The organism is Streptomyces sp. NPDC031265 (assembly GCF_055570295.1).
On the sequence record NZ_JBVIHM010000001.1, the window covers coordinates 116,166 to 133,940 of the forward strand.

General features: G+C 73.8%; 12 protein-coding genes, 2 tRNA genes and 1 pseudogene. 2 read left to right on the forward strand and 13 right to left on the reverse strand.

What is annotated here, in order from left to right; genetic code table 11:
* Positions 1 to 105: 105 nt before the first annotated feature.
* From ACZ499_RS00555 to ACZ499_RS00600, 10 genes and pseudogenes are all read right to left on the reverse strand, one after another.
* Positions 106 to 2,235 carry an ArnT family glycosyltransferase gene (locus tag ACZ499_RS00555; protein WP_468670673.1) on the reverse strand — a complete coding sequence of 710 codons (2,130 nt, stop codon included), beginning with the start codon at positions 2,233 to 2,235 and terminating at the stop codon, positions 106 to 108.
* On the reverse strand, positions 2,232 to 3,506 hold the full coding sequence (locus ACZ499_RS00560; protein WP_468670676.1) for a bifunctional glycosyltransferase family 2/GtrA family protein: 1,275 nt from the start codon (positions 3,504 to 3,506) through the stop codon (positions 2,232 to 2,234). Before ACZ499_RS00560 ends, ACZ499_RS00555 begins: the two co-directional genes overlap by 4 nt.
* A 26-nt stretch (positions 3,507 to 3,532) precedes the next feature.
* Entirely contained in the window at positions 3,533 to 5,089 is a 1,557-nt protein-coding gene (locus tag ACZ499_RS00565; RefSeq protein ID WP_468672031.1) for a HAMP domain-containing sensor histidine kinase, read from the reverse strand.
* Between the two features lie 5 nt (positions 5,090 to 5,094).
* Positions 5,095 to 5,832: a response regulator transcription factor gene (locus ACZ499_RS00570; RefSeq protein ID WP_385542449.1), complete on the reverse strand. Its 738-nt coding sequence runs from the start codon at positions 5,830 to 5,832 to the stop codon at positions 5,095 to 5,097.
* Between the two features lie 89 nt (positions 5,833 to 5,921).
* Entirely contained in the window at positions 5,922 to 6,821 is a 900-nt protein-coding gene (locus tag ACZ499_RS00575; RefSeq protein ID WP_468670679.1) for an amidohydrolase family protein, read from the reverse strand.
* Positions 6,808 to 7,176: an antibiotic biosynthesis monooxygenase family protein gene (locus tag ACZ499_RS00580; RefSeq protein ID WP_468670683.1), complete on the reverse strand. Its 369-nt coding sequence runs from the start codon at positions 7,174 to 7,176 to the stop codon at positions 6,808 to 6,810. Before ACZ499_RS00580 ends, ACZ499_RS00575 begins: the two co-directional genes overlap by 14 nt.
* A gap of 43 nt (positions 7,177 to 7,219) precedes the next feature.
* Positions 7,220 to 7,348, reverse strand: a pseudogene (locus tag ACZ499_RS00585) (hypothetical protein); the annotation flags it as partial.
* A 33-nt stretch (positions 7,349 to 7,381) separates the two neighbouring features.
* Positions 7,382 to 8,326 carry a DUF2797 domain-containing protein gene (locus ACZ499_RS00590; RefSeq protein WP_468670685.1) on the reverse strand — a complete coding sequence of 315 codons (945 nt, stop codon included), beginning with the start codon at positions 8,324 to 8,326 and terminating at the stop codon, positions 7,382 to 7,384.
* A gap of 43 nt (positions 8,327 to 8,369) precedes the next feature.
* Positions 8,370 to 8,442: transfer RNA gene (locus tag ACZ499_RS00595), tRNA-Arg, on the reverse strand.
* Positions 8,443 to 8,720: 278 nt separating this feature from the next.
* Positions 8,721 to 8,814, reverse strand: a tRNA-Ser gene (locus ACZ499_RS00600).
* A 334-nt stretch (positions 8,815 to 9,148) separates the two neighbouring features.
* Here ACZ499_RS00600 and ACZ499_RS00605 point away from each other — a divergent pair.
* Positions 9,149 to 9,595 (forward strand): SSI family serine proteinase inhibitor, encoded by a 447-nt coding sequence (locus ACZ499_RS00605; RefSeq protein ID WP_468670687.1) that lies wholly within the window; start codon positions 9,149 to 9,151, stop codon positions 9,593 to 9,595.
* 254 nt (positions 9,596 to 9,849) lie between these two features.
* Positions 9,850 to 13,956, forward strand: a complete 4,107-nt coding sequence (locus ACZ499_RS00610; RefSeq protein ID WP_468670690.1) for a hybrid sensor histidine kinase/response regulator — start codon at positions 9,850 to 9,852, stop codon at positions 13,954 to 13,956.
* A 125-nt stretch (positions 13,957 to 14,081) separates the two neighbouring features.
* Here the strand turns inward: ACZ499_RS00610 and ACZ499_RS00615 are convergent, their stop codons facing one another.
* The 3 genes from ACZ499_RS00615 to ACZ499_RS00625 all read right to left on the reverse strand — a co-directional run bounded on the left by ACZ499_RS00615 (position 14,082) and on the right by ACZ499_RS00625 (position 17,544).
* Positions 14,082 to 15,737, reverse strand: a complete 1,656-nt coding sequence (locus tag ACZ499_RS00615) for a long-chain fatty acid--CoA ligase (RefSeq protein WP_468670691.1) — start codon at positions 15,735 to 15,737, stop codon at positions 14,082 to 14,084.
* Positions 15,738 to 15,905: 168 nt separating this feature from the next.
* Positions 15,906 to 16,442 (reverse strand): SigE family RNA polymerase sigma factor, encoded by a 537-nt coding sequence (locus ACZ499_RS00620; RefSeq protein WP_468670693.1) that lies wholly within the window; start codon positions 16,440 to 16,442, stop codon positions 15,906 to 15,908.
* A gap of 124 nt (positions 16,443 to 16,566) precedes the next feature.
* A complete protein-coding gene (locus ACZ499_RS00625; RefSeq protein ID WP_468670695.1) occupies positions 16,567 to 17,544 on the reverse strand; it encodes a DUF1906 domain-containing protein in 978 nt (325 codons plus the stop codon).
* Between the last annotated feature and the right edge of the window lie 231 nt (positions 17,545 to 17,775).

Sequence of the window (17,775 nt, forward strand, 5' to 3'; positions counted from 1 at the left end):
CGCGACCGGTTTCCGCGAAACGCCAGCAACACCCCCCCCCCCCCCCCCCACCCCTCCCCCCCCCCCCCCCCCCCCCCCCCCCCCCCCCCCCCCCACCGACGGCCGCTACTTGGCGGGAGCCGTCAGGTCGTAGAAGGTGGCGCTGCCGACGGTCACCTTGGTGAAGGTGGCCGACACCCAGGTGGCGATGGAGCTGCCGCCGCCCTGGCCGCCCATCATGCCGCCGCCCCCGGCGATGAAGTAGTGGACCTTCCTCTCGGCCACGTACTTCTTGAACTGCGCGAGCGTGGGCGAGGGGTCACTGCCGTTGAAGCCGCCGATCGCCATCACCGGCTTCTCGGTGGCCAGTTGGTAGCTGGCCGCGTTCTGCGAGCCGACGGCCGCCGCGGCCCAGGTGTAGCGGTCGGCGTCCGTCTCCAGGAGCGCCTTCGCCTTGGCGCTGACCTGGGCGCCGTTGAGCAGTCCGCCCATGCCCCCGGGCCCACCGCGCTCGCCGCCCGTGCCGCCGGGGAACTGCCCGCCGCCGGGAAACTGGGACGGCATGCCGTTCCGGCCGCCCTGCGGGGCGCCGCCGCCCGGAGGGACCATCCCGCCGCCCTGCGGCCCCTGGCCCGGGCCCTGGCCCTGACCGGCCTGCGCGGGGCGCCCGTTCTGCCCGCCCGGCACGGCGAACTCGCCGCCCGGACCGCCCCGCATCCGCCCGCCGCCGGGCCCGCCCCCCATGGACGCGCCCGCCGGACCCGCCGTGACGATCGAGCCGGTGTGGCCGGTCTGGAGCGTGCTCACCGTGTACGCGAACGGCCCGGCCAGCGACGCCACCAGACCCACCCCGGCCGCACCCAGTGCCAGCCTCCGGTCGAGCCGTCCCGCGAGCGCGATGCCGGCCGCCGCCGCCAGGCCGCCGATCACTACCGCCCACCGCAGCCACGGCAGATAGTCGGGCGTACGGCCCAGCAGCACGTACGACCACCAGGCCGTGAGCGCCACCGACGCGCCCAGCGTCACCGCCGCCGCGAGCCGGGTCCGCTCCTCCCACAGCACGGTCGCGCCCATGCCGACGAGCGCGGCGACATAGGGGGCGAGGGCGACCGTGTAGTACTGGTGGAAGATCCCCGCCATAAAGCTGAAGATCCCCGCGGTCATCAGGAGCGCCCCGCCCCAGGCCAGGAACGCCGCCCGGGCCGTGTCGGTCCGCTTGCCCCGCCAGGTGGTCACCAGGCCCGCGACGAGCAGCAGCAGCGCGGCGGGCAGCAGCCAGGAGATCTGGCTGCCCACCTCGGAGCCGAACATCCGGTCGAGGCCGGTCGTGCCCCAGCCGCCGCCTCCCCGGCCGCCGCCCCCGCCGCCCACGCTGCCGGTCTCGTCGCCGTTGATCCGGCCGAGGCCGTTGTAGCCGAAGGTCAGTTCCAGGAAGGAGTTGTTCTGCGAACCGCCGATGTACGGGCGCGAGGACGCGGGCCACAGCTCCACGACCGCCACCCACCAGCCGCCGGAGACCACCGTCGCGAGCCCGGACAGGGCGAGCTGGCCGAGCCGCCTGCGTACGGTCGTGGGCGCGCACACCGCGTACAGCACGGCGAGCGGCGGAAGGATCAGGAACGCCTGGAGGGTCTTCGTCAGGAACGCGAACCCGACGGCCACACCCGCCCACACCAGCCACTTCGTCCGCGCGCCCTCCAGCGCGCGCAGCACGCAGCAGACGGTCACGGTCATCAGCAGGGCGAGCAGCGCGTCCGGGTTGTTGAAGCGGAACATCAGCGCCGTGACCGGGGTGAGCGCGAGCGCCGCGCCCGCGATCAGGCCCGCCGCCGGGCTGAACCTGCGCCGCACGGCCGCGTACAGCACCGCCACCGTGCCCACCCCCATCAGCACCTCGGGCAGCAGGATCTGCCAGGAGCCGAGGCCGAAGAGCCGTACGGAGAGCGCCATCGGCCAGAGCGCGGCCGGGGGCTTGTCGACGGTGATGGCGTTCGCGGAGTCCAGCGAGCCGAAGAACATCGCCTTCCAGCTCTCGCCGCCCGCCTGGACGGCCGCCGAGTAGAAGGAGTTGGCGTACCCGGAGGCGCTGAGGTTCCAGAGGTAGGCGAGGAACGTGAGCAGGAGGAGGCCGAGAAAGGCGGGGCGCACCCAGGCCGGGTCGGTGGTGCGGCCGCGCCACAGGCGGCCCGCGGCGGCCTTGTGCCGGGCCGCGGCGACCCCCTCGTGCGCGCCGGCCGGGTAGGAGGTCGTGGTCATCGGGTGGCGTCCTTCTGGTGGGGGATCGAGGTGGCGCGGTCCGGGAAGACCCAGGCGCGGAAGAGCAGGAAGCGCAGCACGGTGGCCGCCAGGTTCGCCGCGACCAGGACCGCCACCTCGGTGGAGTGCGAGGGGTCGCCGTTCGCGGCGCCCAGGGCCGCGAGTGAGCCGCTGGTGAGGGCGAGCCCGATGGCGAACACGACGAGGCCCTGCGCCTGGTGGCGCATCGCGCGGTCCCGTCCCCGTACGCCGAAGGTGAGCCGGCGGTTGGCTGCGGTGTTGGCGACGGCGGACACCAACAGGGCGGCGGCGTTGGCCACTTGGGGCCCGGTGCCGGTCCGCAGGAGCGAGTAGAGGCCGAGGTAGAAGAACGTGGAGAGCGCGCCGATCACGCAGAAGCCGACGAGCTGACGGGCGAGTCCGCCCGGTACGCCGCTGATCGCGCGGTCGCGCGGGTCGTCGCCGAACGGGCGCGCGAGCCGGTCCAGGGGGAGCGCGCCGACGGCGAGGGCGCGCCCGACCCGCCACACGCCCTTGAGGTCGTCGGTGGCCGTCCGCACGATGTGGACGGTCGAGTCCGGGTCGTCGACCCAGTCCACCGGCACCTCGTGGATGCGCAGACCGGCCCGCTCGGCGAGCACCAGGAGTTCGGTGTCGAAGAACCAGCCGGTGTCCTCCACCATCGGCAGCAGCCGCTCGGCCACATCACGGCGTATCGCCTTGAACCCGCACTGGGCGTCCGAGAAGCGCGCCGCCAGCGACGACTTGAGGATGAGGTTGTACGCGCGGGAGATGAACTCGCGCTTGGGCCCGCGCACCACCCGCGAGGCCCGGCTGAGGCGGGAGCCGATCGCGAGGTCGGAGTGGCCCGAGATCAGCGGGGCGACCAGCGGGAGCAGGGCGTTCAGATCGGTCGAGAGGTCGACGTCCATGTACGCGAGCACGGGCGCGTCCGAGGCCGACCACACGGTCCGCAACGCCCGCCCGCGCCCTTTCTCTTCGAGCCGGAAGTGGCGTACACCCTCCATCTCGCGGGCCAGGCGCGCCGCGACCTCGGGCGTGCGGTCGGTGGAGGCGTTGTCGGCGACGGTGATCCGGAACGCGTACGGGAAGGTGCGTGCGAGGTGCTCCCGGAGCCGGCGCACACACGGCTCCAGGTCCCGCTCCTCGTTGTAGACGGGGACCACCACGTCGAGTACGGGCCCGCCCGCCGCACCGACGGGCAGGTGCTCCCGTGCCGGCAGGGTGCCCACGGAGATGTCGGTTCGCATGCCACCGACCCTCGCGAGGGCCGCTGTCACACCTGTGTGGTGCGACTGTGGGCAGGCTGTGAGTGGGGAACGGGTACGGGAGCGGGGGTCGTCGCGGTCCGGGCCGTCGGCGCGGACGGGGTGCCCGGGACCGGCAGGTGGACGCTGAAGACCGTGCTGCCCGGGGCCGAGCGCACCGAGACGCCGCCGCCGTGCGCGGCCACGACCGCCTGCACGATGGCGAGGCCGAGCCCGGTCGAGCCGTGCGCGCGGGACCGGGAGGCGTCGCCGCGCGCGAACCGCTCGAAGACGTGCGGCAGCAGCGCGGGCGGGATGCCCGGGCCGTCGTCCTCGACTTCGAGCACGGCCCACGCGCCCTGGCGCGCCACGCGCGCGGTGACGGTCGTGCCGTCCGGGGTGTGGGTGCGCGCGTTGCCGAGCAGATTGACCAGCACCTGGTGGAGCCGGGGGCCGTCGCCGAGTACGGAGACCGGGTCGTCGGGCAGGTCCGGCAGCTCCAGGCGCCACCGGTGGCCCTGCCCGGCCGCCCGCGCGTCGCTCACCGCGTCCACGACCAACGGGGAGAGATCAGTGCTCTCGTACGAGAGCGGGCGTCCGGCGTCGAGCCGTGCGAGCAGCAGCAGATCCTCCACGAGCCCGGTCATCCGCTGCGCCTCCGCCTCGACGCGCCCCAGCGCGTGGCGGGTCGCGGGCCCGACCTCCTCCGTGCCGCGCCGGGTGAGCTCGGCGTACCCGCGAATGGAGGCGAGCGGGGTGCGCAGCTCATGGCTGGCGTCGGCGACGAACTGCCGTACGCGCGTCTCGCTCTCCTGCCGCGCGGCGAGCGCGGAGCCGACGTGCCCCAGCATCCGGTTGAGCGCCGCGCCGACCTGCCCGACCTCGGTCCGGGGGTCGGCCTCGGCGTCCGGGACACGCTCGTGCAGGGCCACCTCGCCGCTGTGGAGCGGCAGTTCGGAGACCCTGGTGGCGGTGGCGGCGACCCGGCGCAGCGGGCGCAGCGCGACGCCGACGATGGCGGCGCCCGCGATACCGGCGGCGACCAGACCGGCGGCGGTCACCCACACGATGACGAGGACGAGCTTGTTGACGGTCGACTCGACGTCCTTGAGCGGGAAGCCGAGCAGGGCCGAGCCGTCCATCGCCCACTGCGCCCGGTACGAGCCGAGGCCCGGCACCGGGACGGTGTGGATGCGCCCGTCCTTGGGCACCGCCGCCAGCGCGCCGATCTGGCCGGCGGTGAGGGGCTCCTGGGCCCCCCGGGGCGACGACCCGGGCTCGCCCCGGACGCTGGCGGCCCCGGCGGGCTGCCCGTCGGGGCCGATGCGCAGCCCGACCGTGCCGAACGGCTGCCCGGGCGCGGAGACGAAGCCCGTGGAGAGGTCGGCGGGCGCGAGGTGGTGCGTGCGCTCGACGGCGGGGCGCAGCGAGTCGTCCAGCTGCCGCTGGAGGTTGGAGCGCATCCCGATGACCGTGACCGTACCGATCACGGCGGCGACGACGGCGATCAGCGCGACGGCGGAGACGACGAGCCGGGTCCGCAGCGTCCACCGGCGCGGCCGCCTCGGGGCGCGCCCGGAACGCATCCGGCTCACTCGCCGGGCTTGATGAGGTACCCGGCCCCACGCCGGGTGTGGATCATCGGCGACCGCCCCGCGTCGATCTTCCGCCGCAGATACGAGATGTACAGCTCCACCACGTTGGCCTGGCCGCCGAAGTCGTACGACCAGACCCGGTCGAGGATCTGCGCCTTGCTGAGCACCCGGCGCGGGTTGCGCATCAGATAGCGCAGCAGCTCGAACTCGGTGGCGGTGAGGTGGATGTTCACGCCGCCCCTGGTCACGTCGTGGCTGTCCTCGTCGAGCGTGAGGTCCCCGACGGCGAGCAGCGACTCGCTGCGTACGGTCGCGCTGCCGGACCGGCGGATGAGCCCGCGCAGCCGGGCCACGACCTCTTCGAGCGAGAACGGCTTGGTGACGTAGTCGTCGCCGCCGGCGGTGAGCCCCGCGATCCGGTCCTCGACCGCGTCCTTGGCGGTGAGGAACAGCACGGGCACGTCCGGGAGTTCGCGGCGCAGCCGTCCGAGCACGGCGAGCCCGTCCATGTCGGGCAGCATGATGTCGAGGATGACCGCGTCGGGCCGGAACTCCCGGGCGGCCCGCACCGCACCGGCCCCGTCCCCGGCGCTGCGCACCTGCCACCCTTCGTAGCGCAGCGCCATGGACAGCAGCTCGCTGAGCGCCGCCTCGTCGTCCACGACGAGCACCCGGACGGCGCTCCCGTCCGGCCTCAGCAATTCGGTGCGCCCCTGCGGGGAGGTGGTGGTCATGCTCACCACCCTGTGAGCGCCCCCTGAGAACGCCCTTGCGCGTTCCTGTGAATTTCCTGAGAAAGGGGCGGCGGGCCGAGGGCGGCCCCCTAAAGACCGGCGCCCGGGAGGCCGAACAGCCGGGTGCCGTTCCCGTGGCAGACACCCCGCAGCCAGTCGTCGCCGAGCCCGAGCCGTTCGAGGGATTCGAGCTGGTGGAGATAGCCGTACGGGATGTTGGGGAAGTCCGACCCGAGCAGCACCCGGTCGCCCAGGTCGCGGAGCCGGGGCAGCGCGTCCGCCGGGAAGGGCGCGAGCCGCTCGCTGAAGTCCGTGAACGCCATGGTCGTGTCGAGCATCACCCCCTCGTACGTATCGGCGAGCGCCATGAAGTCGACGTACTCCGGCATCCCCATGTGCGCCACGACCAGCCGCAGCCGGGGGTGCCGGGCGAGGAGGCGCCCGATGGGCTCGGGCCCGGTGTGCTTGCCGGGCGCGGGCCCGGAGCCGCAGTGGGCGACGACGGGCACGGCGGCCTCGGCGAGCGCGCCCCAGACGGCGTCGAGGAGCGGGTCGTTGGGGTCGTAACCCCCCACCTGGACGTGCGCCTTGAAGACCCGGGCCCCGGCGCCGAGCGCCTCCTCGACGTACGCGCCCGCTCCCTCCTCCGGGAAGAACGTCGCGGTGTGCAGACAGCCGGGGGTGCGGCGCGCGAAGTCGACGGCCCACCCGTTGAGCCATCGCGCCATGTCCGCCTTGTGCGGGTACAGCATCGAGGTGAACGCGGTCACGCCGAAGTCGGCGAGCAGCTCGATGCGCCGCGCCTCCTCCTCGCGGTACGCGATGGGCCACTCCACTCCGGTGAGCGGCCCGGCCGAGTCGAAGTAGGCCCAGACCTTCTTCAGGACGCGGTCGGGCATGAAGTGCGTGTGCACGTCGACGAGCCCGGGCAGCCCGAGGCGGGCCCAGAAGGCCCGCACAGGGGCGGCCCCGGCCTCAGCGGTCGGCACGTGCACCGGGGCTCTCGCTGCCCTCGCGCTGGAAGCTGTAGCTCCGCTCGACCTTGGCGACATGGACGCTGTAGCTCTCGTACCACTCGGCGCGGCCCTGCTTCTGCGCCCTCTGGTGCTCCAGGCGGGAGCGCCAGGCGGCGATGGCGTCCTCGTCGCGGAAGTACCCGACGGTGATGCCGATGCCGCCCGGGGTGCGCGCGGACTCGTATCCGAGGTAGCCCGGTATCTCCTCGACGAGCTTCTTCATGAGGTCGGCCGTCTCGCCGTACCCCCGGTCGCCTTCGGTGCGCAGGGAGGTGAACACGACGGCGTAGTAGGGCGGTTCCAGACCGGCCACAAGTTGATCGCTCATGCGCTCCACCCTCCGCTGTCATCGGTGAACGTGTCCATACCCCTTACCCGAAGGGATCCAAAGGGGATCCAAGTCTTGACCGGAGGGATCCGAGGAGGGATCCGAGGAGGGATCCGAGGAGGGATCCGAGGAGGGATCCGAGGAGGGATCCGAGGAGGGATCCGAGGAGGGATCCGAGGAGGGCCCAAGTGGGGTCCCCCGGGGATCAGAAGAGCTGATCCTGCACGTCAGGAGGGCGCAGCGCCCGGACGGGCACGGTGATCCCCCCGCCGGCGGGCGCCGCCCCGAGCCCCCACCCGCTCATGAGCCGCGTGTCCAGGACGAGGTGCCGTCCCCCGGACTCCAGGTGGAGATCGGGCCCGGCGGCGGCGAGAACGCGCCCGCCGACGACCCCGTCGGGCACCAGCTCGCGCACGACCCCGTACGCGGGCCCGAGGCCGTCGAGCCCGAACAGCCGCCCGTGGTCGACGACCCGGCAGGGCAGCGGCTCCAGGGACTCGGGCCACCCGCCGAGCGCGACGGCCCGCCCGTGCATGTCCCGAATCTCGTCACCGCGCTCGCCGGGACCGGGAAGCGAGGCCCTTACGACCCGCTTCTGCTCGTACGAGACACGATCGGGCACCCCCAACGCGGCCCGCAGCAGCTCCTCGCACCGCCGGGCGGCCATCAGCGGCCCGCGCCCCAGCCAGGAGAAGCAGACGGCCCCCTGCTCCCTCAGCCGCGCACCCTCGCGCTCCTCGGCGGTGATCCCGACCTTGACGAGCTCCGGCCCGAACCACGCCAGATAGACCCGGTAGACCCGAGGGTCGTCGGGCACCCCGTCGGCGGCGACGGAATGCACCCGGTCCAGACGGGCACACTCGCCGCACCGCGCCTGAGCACTCCTCCGCGCCACGGCCACGTCCCCGGGGCAGGGATTCCCCCGAGCCCCCACACAGCGGCGCTCCCCCACGACCCGGAACCCGACCTCACCCCCGAACGCGATCCGGCTGACCCGCCGCTCCCCCCGGTCCCCCACCCACAGCAGCCCAGGCCCGTCCTCCCCCCAACGAACCCCACCACTGCGCCACACCTCAGCCATGTCTCGACGGTAGCGGGGGGCACTGACAACGGGGCCGGGGCTGGGGCCGACGGCACTGGGGCCGGGCATACGAGAAAGGCCCCCTGGATCTCTCCAGGGGGCCTTTCGGCTGTGCACTCGGCAGGATTCGAACCTGCAACCTTCTGATCCGTAGTCAGATGCTCTATCCGTTAAGCTACGAGTGCTTGCTTCCCGGTTTTTTTCTTCCCGGTCGGCGTTGCGGGAACAACATTACATGACCTGCGCCGTGACGCGAAATCCATTGGCCATACCCCTCCTGACCTGCGAAAACGTCCCTGTGGGGGCAGATGCGGGGGAGAGGGCCCGGCGGGGGCGATGTGCCCGTAACAGGGGAAATGTGACCGGGGTCACCGGATCGGCGCCCGAGAGCGGACCCCCGACCTCCGCACCGCCCCGGGAACGGCCGAAGCCCCGGCCATGGGGCCGGGGCTTCGGGTTCAGCTGGCGGAGGCGGAGGGATTTGAACCCTCGATGGGCTTTAAGACCCAAACCGCATTAGCAGTGCGGCGCCATAGACCGGACTAGGCGACGCCTCCAGCACAACCTCCCGCGTGCGCGAGTGGTGCGTGCAGATGATGACACAGCCTTGCTCCGCGTCACCAATCGAACCCCACGGTACTAGGCAGGCGGGCGCCAGAGCAAAGCGTTAGGCGACCCACGACTTCCGGCCTTGGGAGCCGAGTCGGAAACGCCTCGGCGACCTGTGCGGGGACCGGCTCGGGGGAGGCCTCCGCCGAGGGCTCCGGGGTGGTGCTCCCGGGGCGGGCTTCGAGCCCGTGCGCAACGCCCGGCGTCCCGGCGCGTTAGGCACGGCGAATCCGTTCACCTCGATGGGGCCGGACCCACCCCGTCCAGCCCGTGGAGCCCCGCATGCTGCGTCGCCTCGTCGTCACCGCGCTCGCCACCACCGCCACGGCCGCCCTCGCGGCCTCGCCCGCCGCCTCAGCCGCCCCCCTGCCGCTGCCCCCGCTCCCCCTCCTCGACGGCGGCAGCGGCCACGACCACCTCACGGTCACCGTCACGCACAACGGGGAGACCGACGGCACGTACGAGCTGGAGTGCCACCCCGCCGGGGGCAACCACCCGCAGATCCTTCAGGCGTGCGACCGGCTCGACCGGCTCACCACCTGGCACAAGGACCCGTTCGCACCCGTCCCCCCGGGCGCCCTGTGCCCGATGATCGACGGCGGCAGGTCCACCGCCCGGGTCACCGGCACCTGGGCCGGACGGCCGGTGGACGCCACGTACAACCGGCACAACGGGTGCGAGATCAAGCGGTGGAACGTGTTCGTGCCGGTCCTCCCCGGGGCCCGGTGAGTGTCCGGTGAAGGTTCGGTGAGGGCCGGGACGGCGACACGGTGAGCGCGCCGACGGGGCGCCCGAAGCACGCGGCCCCGGCAGGGCAGCCGGCTGCGCCCCACCCCGTCGGCCCAATCTCCCGGCATAAGCCGTGGTCACAGAACATTGGTGAGAGCTCCCCCTCATCCGCCGTCGCGCGCACATCCCCTGCCTTTAGACTCCCTCCCAGTGACAGGCCGCAAGGTGCAGTGGTTCAGGGAGGAAGCGTCGTCGTGAGCAGCAGGCCATCCCGAGGCGCTGCTCGCCTCGCAGCCATACTTGACGCCCTTCCGGACGGGCTGGTGCTCGTCAACTGCAACGGCACGGTCGTCAACGCGAACACCATCGCCCTGGAGATGTTCGAATCTCCGGGGACCGGACTCGTGGGGCGGGGCGTGCTCGACCTGCTGCCCACCTTCGACTCCAAGCTCATCCCGGGATCGATGCGCCGCCCCGACACCGAGGACGAGCTGGGCCGCACCAAGCCGACCCGGATGGTGGCCAGGCGCACCGACGGCAGCGAGTTCCCCGTCGAGGTGACAAGCGCCAACCTGGAGGACGGAAGAGACGCGTACGCCTCGCCGTCCACCTCCTACGGGGTCGGCGGCGCGCACTACTCCGGCGACGAGCTCCTCATGATCGTCGTCCGCGACCTCTCCGGAACCGTGGACACCGAGGCCGAGCTGGCCCGTTCGCAGCGGCAGACCGAGATGATCCTGCGCGCGGCGGCGGAGGGTGTCGTCGGCACCGACACCGAGGGCCGCGTCGTCCTGGTCAACCCGGCCGCCGCACAGATCCTCGGCTACCGCGCCAGCGACCTCGGCGGCCAGGAGCTGCACCCGCTGGTGCTGCACTCGCGCCCCGACGGCGAGCCGTTCCCGTACGAGGAGAGCCCGCTCGCCGACACACTGAAGTCCGGCCGCAAGCACCGTGTGCGCGGCCAGATGCTGTGGGCGAAGAGCGGCGCGGGCGTGCCCGTCGACCTGACGACCGCGCCGGTACGGGACGGGGACCTGCTGGTCGGCGCGGTGATGACGTTCACCGACCGCCGCCCGTACGAGGACCAGGCCAAGAAGCACGCGGAGGTCCTGGAGCGCGAGACCACCCGCTACGACGCACTGTCCGCGCGCCACCAGCAACTGCTCTCCGTGCTCGGCGGCTCGCTGCGCGGGCCCCTGGACGAGCTGCGCCGCGAGCTGTCCACGCTGGCGGCGGACGACGCGGGCCAGCTGTGGCCCGAGGCCAACCAGGTCCTGCACCATCTGGCCGCCGGATACGCCCGGATGACCACCCTCGTCGACAACGTCCTGGCCTTCCAGCGGCTCGACTCCGGTACGGAGGAGCTGAAGAAGGCGAAGGTGCTGGTCGGGACCGTGGTCGCGGCGGGCGTCGAGGGCGCCGTCGAGCTGATCGGGCCCGGCCGGGCCCAATTCGCCGTCCACGCGCCCCCGATCGAGGCCGAGATCGACCCCGCGCGGCTCTCCACCGCGCTCGCGCACCTGGTGGCGGACGTCGCGGGCGTCGACGCCACGGGCAACGCGCCGGTCGCCGCCGGCGGCTACATGGACTCCACGGTCGTCGTCGCGGCGGCGGTGCGCGGCGAGGTCGTACGCATCGAGGTGCGAGGGCCGTACGCCGGGGGCGACCCCGTCCACGAGCCCATCGTGCAGGGCATCGTGCGCGCCCACGGCGGTGTGCTCCAGACGGTCGAGGTGCCGGGCATGAGCGGCACCGCGTACGTACTGGAGGTGCCGCTGGGGGAGGGCGCGGGCTCGGTTCCGGAGCCCGCCGCAGCCGAGATCGCGGTGGTTCCCGCCCAGCAGCCGACCGGCTCGGGGCGCCGCCGCGCCCGGCGGGCCTCCACGGACGCGTTCCTGGAGAGCCCCGTCGAGGAGGAGACGTCCCCCACCGGCCGCCGCCGGGCGCGTGCCCAGGATGGCCGGCCGGCCGACCCGTCCGCCGCGTCCCCGGCGGCACTTGAAGGCATCCCCGCACAGCAGGCGGGCGAGGCCGAGGGCGGCGGCGCGGGCTCCGGTGGGAGTTCCGCTGCGAGTTCCGGTACGGGACCGGGCGTCCGGGGCGCGGGGCCGTCCGGCGGCCCGGGGCCCGGCGGAGTGCCGGGCGTGCCCGGTGGCTCTTCGAGCGGTACGCCCGGAGGCTCCCCCGGCGGCCACCCCTTCGGCCCCGGCGGCCCGTCCGGCGGGACCCCCAACGGCCCGGCCGCCGGTATGCCGGGACCCGAGGGCTCCACGGGCGGCGGCCGGAACGTGACGGGCGGCGCGCACCCCTACGCCTCCGGCACCGGACCCGCAGGCCCCAACGGCGGCCCTGGCGACGGGACTTCGGGCGGCCCGGGTGCCGGACCGTCCGGCGACACCGGCGGCTCCTCGGGCACGGGGCGGCGGCGCGGGCGGCCCAGCCCGGCCGAGGACGGCACCGCGCCCGCCATGCCCTCCGAGGGGTCTGTCGTCACCGCCGCCGAGAGCGCCCGCCAGCCCGGCGCGGGCCGGCCGGCCGCGCTGAGCGAGACCGTTCCGCCCCAGGGCATGGCGGCCGACCCGGCCGCGCCCTCGGGCCGCCGCGCCCGTCGCGCCCTGCCCGCCAGCAGCGGCGACGCACCCACCGCTGACGCGGAGCCCGGCGGCCGTCGTGCCCGCAGGGCTCTCGCGGCTGCCCCGGAGGCCGAGGAGGGGGCGGTGCGCACGGCGTTCGCGCTCCCGCCCGCCGACGCCGACCGCCCGGCCCGGCCCGGGGGCTTCCCGGCCACCGGCCCGGCTTCCGGCCCGGCCCCCGCACCGGCTTCCGGCCCGGCCGACGCCGAGCGGCCCCCGGCGGCCGGGCCCGGCAGGCCCCTCGGGCTCCCCGGAGCGGCGCCCGGGCAGGGCACCGGCATCCCCGTGGACCCGAACCGCCCCGGCGTCCCCGACCCCCACCAGCCCCTCCCGGCCCCTTCGGCCCCGGCTCATCGCCCCCTGGCGAACGGCCCCGGCCAGAGCGGCGGCCCCACCGCCGCCCCGGCCCCGGCCCACCGCCCGCTGGCGAACGGGCCCGCACAGGCCTCCCAGACTGGTCAGCCCCTCCCGGCCACCGGTCGCGGGCGCCACGACGCCGTACGCAACGAGGCCGCCGACGAGCACACCCCGCCGCAGCCGCACCCCGTCGAGCAGCCGGCCGCGTGGGCGATGGGCGGCGCGGTTCCGGCGAACGGGCCGGAGACGGCGGGCGGCCCCGGCGCCGTACCGCAGCCCGCCCGCCAGCCGCTGCCCGCCGAGGCGGCCCCCGCACCCGACGACGCCTCCCAGGGCCGTTCCATCAGCGTGCGCACGCTCGGCCAGGGCGTGGCCTTCACCCAGCAGACCGGCGGCTCCTCCGGCTCGGGGCGGCGCCGCAAGCTCGGTACGCCCTCCGAGGGCGAACGCCCGGCCGGCACCGCCGAGGCCGAGCGCCCCGGCCCGTCCCCCACATCGCTGCTCTCGCCCCCCTCGGAGGGCCAGGGGCGCGCGTACGCCATAGGTGCGCCGGACAAGGGCGCCGAGGGGCCCGAGCCGCTGGACGGGCCCGGGGGCGCCGTCGAGGTCGCCAACCGCCCGCACCCGCAGCCCGTCGACGACGAGCTGCCCCCCGAACCGCTCGACAACCCGCGGCGGCTGCTCGTCTGGCCCGCGCCCGACGTCTCCACCTCGCAGGCGCTCAGCGACCGCGGCTACCGGCCCGTGGTCGTGCACTCCCGTGAGGAGGTCGACGCCCAGATCGCGGCGTTCCCCGCCGCGCTGTTCGTCGACCCGCTGACCGGGCCGATCACACGTACCGCGCTCCAGTCGCTGCGTCAGGCGGCCGTCGCCGCTGAGGTCCCGGTGCTGGTGACGGCCGGGCTCGGACAGGCGACACGCGAGGCGGCGTACGGCGCCGACCCCGCCGTACTCCTCAAGGCCCTCGCCCCCCGCGACAGCGAGCAGCACCCGCCCCGGGTCCTGCTGATCGAGGAGCACGAGGAGATCGCCCTCGCCCTGACGGCCACCCTGGAGCGGCGCGGCATGCAGGTCGCCCGCGCAGCCACCGACACCGAGGCCGTGACGCTGGCGGGCCAGATGCGGCCCAACCTGGTCGTGATGGATCTGATGCAGGTACGCCGCCGCCGCGCCGGGATCGTCGACTGGCTGCGCGCGAACGGACAGTTGAACCGCACCCCGCTCGTCGTCTATACCTCGGCGGGCCTCAACCAGCAGGAGCTCCCGAAGCTGTCGGCGGGGGAGACGGTGCTGTTCCTGGCCGAGCGCTCGACGAGCACCGAGGTCCAGGGCCGGATCGTGGATCTGCTCGCGAAGATCGGCACCAACTGACCGACGCCGAACAGGAGTGGGCCGGGGCATGTTTCACGTGAAACACACCCCAGCCCACTCCATCGGCCACGTTTCACGTGAAACATGGCCCGTCCCACCTCACCCGGCCACCGTCAGCGCACTCGTCAGCGCAGCTCCGTGACGTCCAGCTCCCCGGCCGCGTACTGCTTGCGGATCACCTTCTTGTCGAACTTCCCCACGCTCGTCTTCGGCACCGACTCGACGATCGTCCACCGCTCCGGCAGCTGCCACTTCGCGACGGACCGGGAGAGGAACTCCTTCAGGGCCGCGTAGTCGGCCGTCGCCCCCGGCTTCAGTACGACCGTGGCGAGCGGGCGCTCGCCCCACTTCTGGTCGGGGACCGCGACGACCGCGGCCTCGGCGACCTCGGGGTGGGCCATCAGCGCGTTCTCCAGGTCGACCGAGGAGATCCACTCCCCGCCCGACTTGATGACGTCCTTGGCGCGGTCGGTGAGCGTCAGGAAACCCTCGGCGCTGATCACGCCGACGTCACCCGTCTTCAGCCAGCCGTCCTCGCTGAACTTGTCGGCGGGGCGGAAGTCCTCGCCGCCCGCGCCGCCGTAGTACGCGCCCGCGATCCAGGTGCCCCGGACCTCCAGCTCACCCGCCGACTCGTTGTCCCAGGGCAGGATGTCCCCGCCGGGACCGACCAGCCGCGCCTCGACGCCCGCCGGGAAACGGCCCTGGGTGATCCGGTACGGCCACTCCTCCTCGGCCGTGAGCCCGGCCGGCGGGTTGGCCATGGTGCCCAGCGGCGATGTCTCCGTCATGCCCCACGCGTGGCAGAGCCGGACGCCGAGCTTGTCGTACGCCTCCATCAGCGAGGGCGGACAGGCCGCGCCGCCGATGGTGACCCTCACCATCGAGGTGAGGTCCCGGGGGCGCGCGGTGACCTCGGCGAGCAGCCCCTGCCAGATCGTCGGCACGGCGGCGGCGTGTGTGGGCTTCTCGCGCTCGATCATCTCGGCGAGCGGCGCCGGCTGCAGGAAGCGGTCCGGCATCAGCATGTCGACGCCGGTCATGAAGGTCGCGTGCGGCAGCCCCCAGGCGTTCACATGGAACTGCGGCACCACGACCAGGGTCGTGTCCTTGTCCGTGAGCCCCATCGACTCGGCCATGTTGACCTGCATCGAGTGCAGATAGACCGAACGGTGCGAGTAGACGATGCCCTTGGGGTCGCCCGTCGTGCCGGAGGTGTAGCACATGGCGGCGGCGCTGCGCTCGTCCAGCTGCGGCCAGTCGTACGAGGTCGGGCGGCCGGCGAGCAGCTCCTCGTACTCGTGCACCTGCGGCCCCGCGCCGTCGATGTCGTCGAGCAGCGAACGGTCGCCGGGCCCGGAGATCACGATGTGCTCGACGGTCGGCAGATGCGGCAGCAGCGGGGCGAGCAGCGGCAGCAGCGAACCGTTGACGATGATCACGCGGTCGGCCGCGTGGTTGACGATCCAGATCAGCTGCTCGGCCGGGAGCCGCAGGTTCAGCGTGTGCAGCACCGCGCCCATGGAGGGGATCGCGAGATACGCCTCGACGTGCTCGGCGTTGTTCCACATCAGGGTGGCGGTCGCCTGGCCGTCCTCGACGCCGAGCTCACGCAGCGCATGTGCCAGCTGTGCGGCCCGGCCCCCGATCTCGGCGAAGCTGCGGCGCCGTGGCTCCGCCTCGCCGGTCCAGGTCGTGACCTGCGACTTGCCGTGGATCGTCGACCCGTGGGTCAGGATCCGCGAGATCAGCAGCGGTACGTCCTGCATGGTGCTCAGCACGGCGGCCTCCCGAGGGGCGCTACGGTGCGCCACGTGGCGATAGGGGTGTCCCGATTCTGCTCACGTACCGCGCGGTATGTCACTACCCGGAGGTAATGAATCACCCACGAGACCAAGGTCACGCGGTGCGCGGGCCCCTGCGCCCGGGATCGGCCGCCTGGTTTCCGGTCAGCGGACGGGGGTGAGCTCCGGGTCCTCGCGGAGCTTGCCCAGCGCCCGGGAGACCGCGCTCTTCACCGTGCCGACGGAGACCCCCAGCACCTCGGCGGTCTGCGCCTCGCTCAGGTCCTCGTAGTACCGCAGCACGACCATCGCCCGCTGGCGGTCCGGCAGCTTCATCACGGCGCGCCACATCGCGTCGTGCAGAACCTGCTGGTCGGCCGGATCCGGCTCCGGCACCGTCTCCGGCTCGGGCAGCTCGTCGCAGGCGAACTCGTCCACCTTGCGCTTGCGCCACTGCGAGGTCCGGGTGTTGAGGAGCGCACGGCGCACATAGCCGTCGAGGGCGCGATGGTCCTCGATCCGGTCCCAGGCGACGTACGTCTTGGTGAGGGCCGTCTGCAGCAGGTCCTCGGCGTCGCTCGGGTTCGCGGTAAGCGAGCGTGCGGTGCGCAGCAGCACGGGGCCTCGGGCCCGCATGTACGAGGCGAACGACGGGTACGGCGTCGCCGCCCGGGAGGCGCTGTTGCAGACAGGCGTGGTCATGCCTCCACGCTAGGAGCGCCCGCTACGCCACGGATCGGCCCCAGGTCGCGAAGCTGGGTCCCTCTCAGGTTGTACGGGTAGGGGTGACTGCACCTCCTGAAGGTGGAGGACGCCCCCGGGCTCGTCAGGGTTGGAACCGCGCGACCGGCGCGTCCACCGTGTTCCGGTCCACCACGAGCCGCTGCCCGCCGTGCGTCTCGGTCACGTTCCCCGCGTACTGGTGAATGCGCCGGTGCGGCTGCCACGCGTCCGCGTGCAGGGTCGGTTCCCCGTACAAGGACGGCCCGGAGCCCCACCGCGCGAACCACATCACCGACGGCAGGTCGGACTGCCCGGCCCGCCGGGCCTGCTCCATGTGCCGCACACCCGACGCGGCGCTGCTGTAGAACCCGGGCAGAAAGCCCTGGCCGCGCACCTCACGGTTCCAGGCACGGACGAACGCCAGCGTGGTTCGCGCGCACCCCGAGTCGCCCGCGTCGTACGCCTCCATGTCCAGGTAGAGCGCGCTGCCCTGCCGGATGCCCAGCTTCCCGGCCGCGTCGGCCGCCTGCCTCCCCTCGGTCCGGCCCTGGGCCGCCGAGCCGCTGCCCATCCGCACCTTCCGCTTCGCCTCCGACCGCACGCACGGCGACTGCGAGCCGACGAAGATCGGCAGCACCCGCCAGCCCATCCCGTCCACACTCGCCAACCAGCTCCGGCTGAGGTGGAGCTGGTTCGGGCAGCCGCGCCCGCGCCCCGCGAAGTAGACGCCGACCCCTCGGTACGACGACGACCGCCAAGCCTTCATCGTCGCCAGCGGCGGCGCCTGACAGGTGTCGAACGCCGCCCCCTTGAAGTGCACGGCCCGCGCCAGCACCTCAGGACTGTCGACCGCGTCCGCCGGAGCGGCGTGCGGGGCGGCCTCCGCGGCAGCCTCCGGGGCGGCGGCAGCGTCGACGCCCGAGGCGGCCTCGGGCGCGGCGGCGACGGCCGGGACATCGGGCACCGGTGCGGCCGAAGCGGGTGGGCTCAGCGTGAGCAGAGCGGCGAGCGTGGTGGCCACGGCGAGCGGTGGCGTGACGATGCCCAGGTACCAGGGCCGGATCGATGTAAGGCTGCGCATAAGGCGAGTGAAAGGCCGTCAGCTACTGTCGGCCACCGCTCGGCCCTCCGCCTCAGCCGTCCGTGGACAGGATCATCCTTCCGTGTGCGGAGGTTCAGCCGTCCGCGTGCGGCGGGGCCAGTGGCCCGCGTACGGGACGCGGGTGGCCGGTGTGGGGGAAGCGGGCGGTCGACGCGCGGGAAGCCAGTGGCCGGTGTGCGGGAAGCGGGCGGCCGGCGTGCCGTGCTCAGC